The organism is Pseudomonas sp. AGC41 (genome assembly GCF_057334555.1).
This window is the reverse complement of sequence record NZ_JBHFJB010000163.1, coordinates 102735-110139: the sequence shown is the minus strand read 5'-3', so window position 1 is coordinate 110139 and position 7405 is coordinate 102735. Positions and strand designations below refer to the sequence as shown.

Genomic DNA, 7405 nt, shown 5'->3' with positions numbered 1-7405 from the left:
GGCTCGCTCCCACAGAGGTTGCATCGCTCAGCCGATATTTGAAGAACCGAATTTGCCCTGCGGAGCGCTTTGCAATGAGCCAACCGAAACCCAATTTCTACAACCTGGCCTGGCGCTGGCATTTTTATGCCGGGCTGTTCGTGGCGCCGTTCATGGTGATGCTGGCCCTGACCGGGATCATCTACCTGTTCAAGCCGCAACTCGATCCATTGATGTACGGCAACCTGCTGAACGTACCGGCCGGGCATCACAGTCTGGCGGCGGACGACCTGCTCAAGCAGGTTCGCCAGGCCTACCCCGAAGGCCAGGTCAAACAGTACCTGCCGCCGATCAACGCCGAGCGCAGCGCGCAATTCGTGGTGCTCGACAAGGGTCGGGAGCTGAATGTGTTCGTCGACCCTTACCACGGCGACGTGCTCGGCGAGCAGGACGCCAAAGACAACCTGCAAGCCATGGCCCGGGCCATCCACGCTGAATTGCTGATCGGTACCGTCGGTGACCGGCTGGTGGAAATGGCCGCCGGCTGGGGCGTGGTGCTGGTGGTTTCCGGACTGTACCTGTGGTGGCCGCGCGGGCAATCCTCGGCTGGCGTGCTGTGGCCGCGCTGGAGCGCTCGCGGTCGGGTGCTCTGGCGCGACCTGCACGTTGTCGTCGGCTTCTGGGGCGCGGCGTTCCTGCTGGTGATGCTGCTCAGCGGCATGACCTGGACCGGCTTCTGGGGCAAGCAATACGCCGGCCTGTGGAACCGCTTTCCGGCGGCGATGTGGAACGACGTACCGAAGTCCGACGTCGAGGCCGGCAGCCTCAATAACCCCCATCGCCAGACCGTGCCGTGGGCGGTGGAGAACACGCCGATGCCGATGTCCGGTGACCACGCCGAGCACATGGCCCATGGCGGCATGCACGAAGGTCCCGCCGCACCCACCGTCAGCCTGCAAGCGGTGCAGGACATCGCCACCGAGCGCAAGGTCGAGCCCGGCTACAGCATTACCTTGCCAACGACCGCCTCGGGCGTATTCACCATCGCGGTGTTCGCCGATGACCCGCGCAACGACGCGACCCTGCACGTGGACCAGTACACCGGAAAAGTCCTGGCCGACGTGCGCTGGGAGCACTACAACCTCGTTGCCCGCGCCACCGAGACCGGGGTGATGCTGCACGAAGGCAAGATGTTCGGTCCGGTGAACCAGATCATCGTCCTGCTGATCTGCCTGATGATCCTGCTCAGCGCCGTGAGCGGCATGGTGATCTGGTGGAAGCGCCGGCCCCAGGGCAAGTTCGGCGTGCCGCCACTGCGCCACGACCTGCCAACATGGAAGACCGGTGTGTTCATCATGTTGGCCCTGGCGGTGGTGTTCCCGTTGGTGGGGGCGTCGCTGGTGGTGGTGTGGCTGCTGGACCGGCTTGTTACCCGGTTCAATCGCCAGCCTGAGGCCGCTTCATCTTCAAGCTGAGAATTGCGCGTTAACGGAAAGCGGCGCGAAAGCTCTACAATCGCGCCGCTCTCCGGCTGTAACCACAGCCAAAACTGTGGGTTGGGTGTCGATCCGATAATTCGAGTAAATGCATGACCTCGCTAACCCTCTCCCACCTCGCCTGGACCCCGCTGGGCCATGGCCACTGCCATCACCAGTTCCAGTTGCGTGATGCCACGCTGCAGGTGGCGGCCGGGGAATTTGTCGGGCTGATCGGGCCCAACGGCAGCGGCAAGACCAGCCTGTTGCGCTGCGCCTACCGCTTCAGCCGGCCAGAAAGCGGCGAGGTCAGACTCGAACACCACAACGTCTGGAAACAGCCCTCGCGCTGGTGCGCCCAACGCATCGCCGTGGTGCTGCAAGAATTTCCCGACGCCTTCGGCCTGACCGTGGAAGAAGTCGTCGCTATGGGTCGAACCCCCCACAAAGGCCTGTTCGACAGCGACAATCATGAAGACCGCCGGCTGGTGCTCCAGGCATTGGCATCGGCAGGACTCGAAGGCTTTGGCGACCATGCCTTCGCCACGCTCTCGGGCGGTGAGAAACAACGGGTGATCCTCGCACGCGCCGTGGCCCAGCAGCCGCAGTTGCTGATCCTCGACGAACCGACCAATCACCTCGACCCGCGCTATCAATTGCAGTTGCTGCAACTGATCAAGGGCCTGAGCATCGGCACCCTCGCCAGCATTCATGACCTGAACCTTGCCGCCGCGTTCTGCGACCGCCTGTACGTGATCGAACACGGGCGCATTGTCGCCAGCGGCACGCCGAGGGACGTCCTCACGGTCGACCTGTTGCGCGAAGTGTTCGGCGTCGCGGCCCTGGTGGATGAACACCCGCTGGCCGGCTACCCACGAATCACCTGGATAACCCAACCATGATCCTGCGTCCCCTGCTGTTGCTTCCGTTATTGCTGGCAAGTTTGCATGTCCAGGCCGAGGCCAGCCGCTACCCGCTGACGATCCAGAGCTGCAACCGCCAGGTACTGTTCAACGAGGCTCCTCGGCACGCCGTCAGCCATGACATCAACATGACCCAGATGATGCTCGCCCTGGGGCTCAAGCCGCGCATGGTCGGCTACAGCGGTATCAGCGGCTGGAAATCGGTGACACCGGACATGGTGAAAATCCTCGATGGCCTGCCGGAACTGGCCGCCAAATATCCCTCGGTGGAAACGCTGCTCGACGCCAACGTCGATTTCTTCTTCGCCGGTTGGGACTACGGCATGCGCGTCGGCGGCGACCTGACTCCGCAGACCCTGCAACCGCTGGGCATCAACGTCTACGAACTGACCGAGTCTTGCGCGTTCGTGATGAAACGCCCGGCGGCCTCGCTGGAGGACACCTACAACGACCTGCGCAACCTTGGGAAAATCTTCGACGTGCAGGATCGCGCCAACGCGCTGATCGCCACGATGCAGGCCCAGGTGGCCGAAGTGCGCAAGCACCGGCCAACCCGACAACCGCGGGTGTTCCTGTATGACAGCGGCGAAGACCGGGCCATGACCTCCGGCCGCCTGGGCATGCCCCAGGCCCTGATCGACGCGGCCGGCGGGCGCAACATTCTGGATGACGTGGACGCCAGTTGGACCCGCGTCAACTGGGAAAACGTGGTGGAGCGTAATCCCCAGGTCATCGTGATCGTCGATTACGGCGAAGTCAGCGCCGAGCAGAAACAGCAGTTCCTGTCGAGCAACCCGGCCCTGCAATCAGTCGATGCGATCAAGCACCAGCGTTTCGTCGTGATCCCTTACGTACAGGCGACGCCGGGTATCGATAACGTGTTGGCGGTGCAAACCCTGGCGCGGGGTTTTCACGGCCAATGAACGATCGTCGCTATGGGGCACTGCTGCTACTGCTCGGCGCGCTGCTACTGGTGTCCTGCGTGGTGTCGCTGGGTTTCGGGCCGGCGCGGGTACCGGTGGCCGTGGTCTGGGACCTGCTGCTGCATAAGGCCTTCGGTGTCGGCGAGGCGCATTGGACGCCTGGCCAGGAACATATCGTCTGGCTGATCCGCGTCCCGCGCCTGCTGCTCGGGGCGCTGGTAGGCGCAGGGTTGGCGTTGATCGGCGCGGTGCTGCAAGCGGTGACACGCAACCCGCTGGCCGATCCGCACCTGCTTGGCGTGACCTCCGGCGCTACCCTCGGGGCGGTCATCGTGGTGTTGCATGTCGGCGAGATCATCGGCCTGCTGACCCTGCCGCTGGCTGCCTTCATCGGCGCGCTGTTGAGTATGTTGCTGGTGCTGGCCATCGCTGCCCGCCAGGGTCGCCTGGAGAGCGATCGCCTGCTGCTGTGCGGCGTAGCGGTGTCGTTCGTGATGATGGCGGCAGCCAACCTGTTGCTGTTCCTCGGAGACCATCGCGCCAGTTCGGCGGTGATGTTCTGGATGCTCGGCGGCCTGGGCCTGGCACGCTGGGAACTGCTCGCGGTGCCAGCCGCCAGTGTGCTGCTGGGGCTGGTGTTGCTGCTGGGCATGGCCCGGCCGTTGAACGCGCTGATGGCTGGGGAGCAGACCGCCGTGACCCTGGGGCTGAACGCGGCAAAGGTGAGGCTATGGATTTTCCTGATCGCGTCCTTGATGACCGGCGTACTGGTGTCCATCAGCGGCTCGATCGGTTTTGTCGGGCTGATGGTGCCCCACATCGCCCGACGCCTGGTGGGCGCCGAGCATCGTCGGCTGCTGCCGGCCTGCGTGCTGCTGGGCAGCCTGTTCCTGGTTTGGGTGGACGTGGCGGCTCGCACGCTGATCGCGCCGGAGGATTTGCCGATCGGGGTCGCTACAGCCGCGATCGGTGGACTGTTCTTTATTGGTCTGATGCGCCGTCGCTGAAAAGATGCTTCTTCTGGTACACGCCGAATAGCTCGGTACCAAGGCCGCCATCTCGAAAATGCTCCAGCTCCGCTCGAACCATAGCAATGACCAATGCCCGATCCTCAGCTTTCGCAAGATCAAAATTTCCACTGTAGGCGAGATTGACCATTCGCCAGAGGAAGCAGTTGGTACGGTAAACATCCACCGGCTTGAGCCAACGTTCGAGGAGCGCGGTAATTTCCTCACTTCGAATGCCCTCGAAGCACCCGATCGAGTGGTCCTTGTCTGGAATGACAGCATCGACAACCTGGGTATCGGCGTTTAGCCGGTAGCGTGCCGGCAATGCCGAGAACGCTGCATCAGCCGCAATGATTGCCTCAGGCCACAAGCGATTGCCATTGCGCCCCACGGCCTCACCCACACTCCAGAACTCGCCATCGTTTTTCAAACTATGGGAGATAAAGAGCATCACTTTTTCCAGCTCGATCAAATGGTGCAATGCCGAGACGCAGATAATAACGTCCCACTGCTCACCGGTAGGCACCAGGCTATTCGCATCGGCCACGATCAGATCGAGGCCGACCCCTGAAGAAAACTGCTTCGCCGCGATGTGAAGCAGGTCTTCATTGATATCCAGCAGTGACCATTCAACGCCTTCGGGAACAGCCGCCGACAGACCAGCTTCGATCCGCGCGGCACCACTGCAGATCGACAGGACTTTTATTGCCCCGTGATCGCTGACTTTCCGGCGTAGCCTCGCTTGGAAGTCGGGCGGCGTTTGCGGGACGTTCGCCCTCAGCATACGAGTGGCATAGGAGTAGGCGACCTCTCCTTCAAACGGCTCCAGAATCACCATCTCGGAATGGGCAACCTGCCCTTGCGCCGGAGCCAGTCCATTCAATCGGCGAACGTTGCGAGCAACGCCCATGGCCGCTTCACTTTGTCGCTCCTGAACGTTCGAGTAAAACTCGTTCCGGTAGACGCTACTGAAGTGTGCTATCTCGTTTTTCACGCGCATCCGATGGTGTGTTTTTGCCAGGAGAAGCTTCATCACTCCTTCCCTGGCGACGCACAAGTCAGCTATCGCCAGCCAGTCGGCTGTAGGGTCATTTTTTGCCCCTGGCCCGCACGTTACCAAGAGACGGCCACGTTTCCCCGCCAACCAGGCCAGATCCAGATCGACCGACCGCCATTCCGACGGCGTAGATCCTCCGCAAATATGAAACATTCCGAGTGGGAATTCGCTTTGACCTGGATCATCGACAAAAACAACTGAACACGTGAGCCCGTCGACACTGATGCCTGGCAGCGCTGCCGAAAAACGAATGTAGAGTCTGGAATCGGAAAACACATCCAGCTGGCTACTTCGCAGATGTTCCCCGGCGGTGAGAATCAGCGAATATCTCGCTTCTCGCAAATGCGTCACGTGCATCCATTGCGGATGCCCGGCCGGTTTGACTTCAGGCAACACGGCAAATACTGCCGTCTCGTCGAGAAGAAAATAGCTTGCAGCGCCAGAGTCATTCAAACGGCTTTTCCCACTTTGCAATGGCAGAAGAATCAGCATAGTCGGGCGGGCGATAATTTCACCTTGGGTCAACCTCATCCACGCCCCAATGCGGAGCGCCATCCTGCACCAGCAACAATGATGTGGTCGCTGATGGTGCACCGCCACTTTCCTCTCTCACCGTCGACCCCGCATTTCAAAGCCTTTCCCCGACCGGGCACACCCCTTGCAAAAGCGCTTTCAGCGTTTGCATCTGCCATCCAGAAAAACATAAAGACCACGGAGATCGCACAATGAAGCGTCGTAGCTTGATCAAGGCTTTTACACTCTCGGCAAGCATTGCCGCGATGGGCATGGCCTGGACCGTCCAGGCCGCCGAGACCATCAAGGTCGGCATCCTGCATTCGTTGTCCGGGACCATGGCGATCTCCGAAACGTCCCTCAAGGACATGGCGCTGATGACCATTGACGAGATCAACGCCAAGGGTGGCGTGAACGGCAAGAAGCTTGAAGCGGTGGTCGTGGACCCGGCATCCAATTGGCCGCTGTTCGCTGAAAAGGGCCGCCAGTTGCTGACCCAGGACAAAGTCGCCGTGGTGTTCGGCTGCTGGACCTCGGTGTCGCGCAAATCCGTGTTGCCGGTGTTCGAAGAACTCAACGGCCTGCTGTTCTATCCGGTGCAGTACGAAGGCGAAGAGATGTCGCCGAACGTGTTCTACACCGGCGCCGCGCCAAACCAGCAGGCGATTCCGGCGGTGGAGTACCTGATGAGCGAAGAAGGCGGCAGCGCCAAGCGCTACTTCCTGCTGGGCACCGACTACGTCTACCCGCGCACCACCAACAAGATCCTGCGTTCGTTCCTGCACTCCAAAGGCGTGGCGGACAAGGACATCGAAGAGGTCTACACCCCGTTCGGCCACAGCGATTACCAGACCATCGTCGCCAACATCAAGAAATTCTCGGCCGGCGGCAAGACTGCCGTCATCTCCACGGTCAATGGCGATTCCAACGTACCGTTTTATAAAGAACTGGCGAACCAGGGCCTGAAAGCTACCGATGTACCGGTCGTGGCTTTCTCGGTGGGCGAAGAGGAACTGCGCGGCATCGACACCAAGCCATTGGTGGGCAACCTGGCGGCGTGGAACTACTTCGAATCCGTGGATAACCCGGCGAACAAGAAATTCGTTGATTCGTGGAAAGCCTACGCCAAGGCCAAGAACCTGCCGGGCGCCGACAAGGCGGTAACCAACGACCCGATGGAAGCCACCTACGTCGGCATCCACATGTGGGCGCAAGCGGTGGAAAAAGCCAAGTCCACCGATGTCGACAAAGTCCGCGAAGCCCTGGCCGGCCAGACCTTCGCCGCGCCGTCGGGCTACACCCTGACCATGGACAAGACCAACCATCACCTGCACAAGCCGGTGATGATCGGCGAGATCCAGGCGGACGGTCAGTTCAACGTGGTCTGGCAGACCGAAGGGCCGATCCGCGCCCAGCCGTGGAGCCCGTTCATCGCCGGCAACGACAAGAAGCCTGACTATGCGGTGAAGAGCAACTGAGCCCATGGGTGTCGGGCCGAATTCCCGGACCGACACACAACCCTTGTGGG

The 7405-nt window shown here is 61.3% G+C and carries 6 protein-coding genes; 5 read left to right on the top strand and 1 reads right to left on the bottom strand.

The genetic code is table 11. The features are described from left to right. Positions 1–74: 74 nt before the first annotated feature. The 4 genes from ACE04F_RS28705 (at position 75) to ACE04F_RS28690 (ending at position 4307) form a co-directional block, all read left to right on the top strand. Positions 75–1454, top strand: coding sequence for a PepSY-associated TM helix domain-containing protein (locus ACE04F_RS28705; RefSeq protein WP_486111054.1), 1380 nt, complete (start codon positions 75–77; stop codon positions 1452–1454). A 113-nt stretch (positions 1455–1567) separates the two neighbouring features. Next, positions 1568–2356 (top strand): ABC transporter ATP-binding protein, encoded by a 789-nt coding sequence (locus tag ACE04F_RS28700; protein ID WP_486111052.1) that lies wholly within the window; start codon positions 1568–1570, stop codon positions 2354–2356. Further along, complete coding sequence (locus ACE04F_RS28695) at positions 2353–3300, top strand: ABC transporter substrate-binding protein (RefSeq protein WP_486111050.1); 948 nt, start codon at positions 2353–2355, stop codon at positions 3298–3300. The genes ACE04F_RS28700 and ACE04F_RS28695 overlap by 4 nt, the downstream gene beginning before the upstream one ends. After that, the gene (locus ACE04F_RS28690) at positions 3297–4307 is read left to right on the top strand and encodes a FecCD family ABC transporter permease (protein WP_486111048.1); all 1011 of its coding nucleotides are present in this window, start codon (positions 3297–3299) and stop codon (positions 4305–4307) included. Before ACE04F_RS28695 ends, ACE04F_RS28690 begins: the two co-directional genes overlap by 4 nt. On the opposite strand, the gene ACE04F_RS28685 is transcribed toward ACE04F_RS28690, so the two are convergent. Beyond that, positions 4282–5895, bottom strand: coding sequence for a class I SAM-dependent methyltransferase (locus ACE04F_RS28685; RefSeq protein ID WP_486111046.1), 1614 nt, complete (start codon positions 5893–5895; stop codon positions 4282–4284). The genes ACE04F_RS28690 and ACE04F_RS28685 overlap by 26 nt on opposite strands. A 194-nt stretch (positions 5896–6089) precedes the next feature. Between ACE04F_RS28685 and urtA the strand changes: the two genes are divergently transcribed. Continuing rightward, positions 6090–7355: an urea ABC transporter substrate-binding protein gene (urtA, locus tag ACE04F_RS28680; protein ID WP_025211599.1), complete on the top strand. Its 1266-nt coding sequence runs from the start codon at positions 6090–6092 to the stop codon at positions 7353–7355. Positions 7356–7405: the final 50 nt, after the last annotated feature.

Coding starts and splice junctions, on each gene's coding strand:
- ACE04F_RS28695 (WP_486111050.1), top strand. CDS start 2,353: ATGATCCTGCGTCCCCTGCTGTTGCTTCCGTTATTGCTGGCAAGTTTG.
- ACE04F_RS28685 (WP_486111046.1), bottom strand. CDS start 5,895: ATGAGGTTGACCCAAGGTGAAATTATCGCCCGCCCGACTATGCTGATT.
- ACE04F_RS28690 (WP_486111048.1), top strand. CDS start 3,297: ATGAACGATCGTCGCTATGGGGCACTGCTGCTACTGCTCGGCGCGCTG.
- ACE04F_RS28700 (WP_486111052.1), top strand. CDS start 1,568: ATGACCTCGCTAACCCTCTCCCACCTCGCCTGGACCCCGCTGGGCCAT.
- ACE04F_RS28705 (WP_486111054.1), top strand. CDS start 75: ATGAGCCAACCGAAACCCAATTTCTACAACCTGGCCTGGCGCTGGCAT.
- urtA (WP_025211599.1), top strand. CDS start 6,090: ATGAAGCGTCGTAGCTTGATCAAGGCTTTTACACTCTCGGCAAGCATT.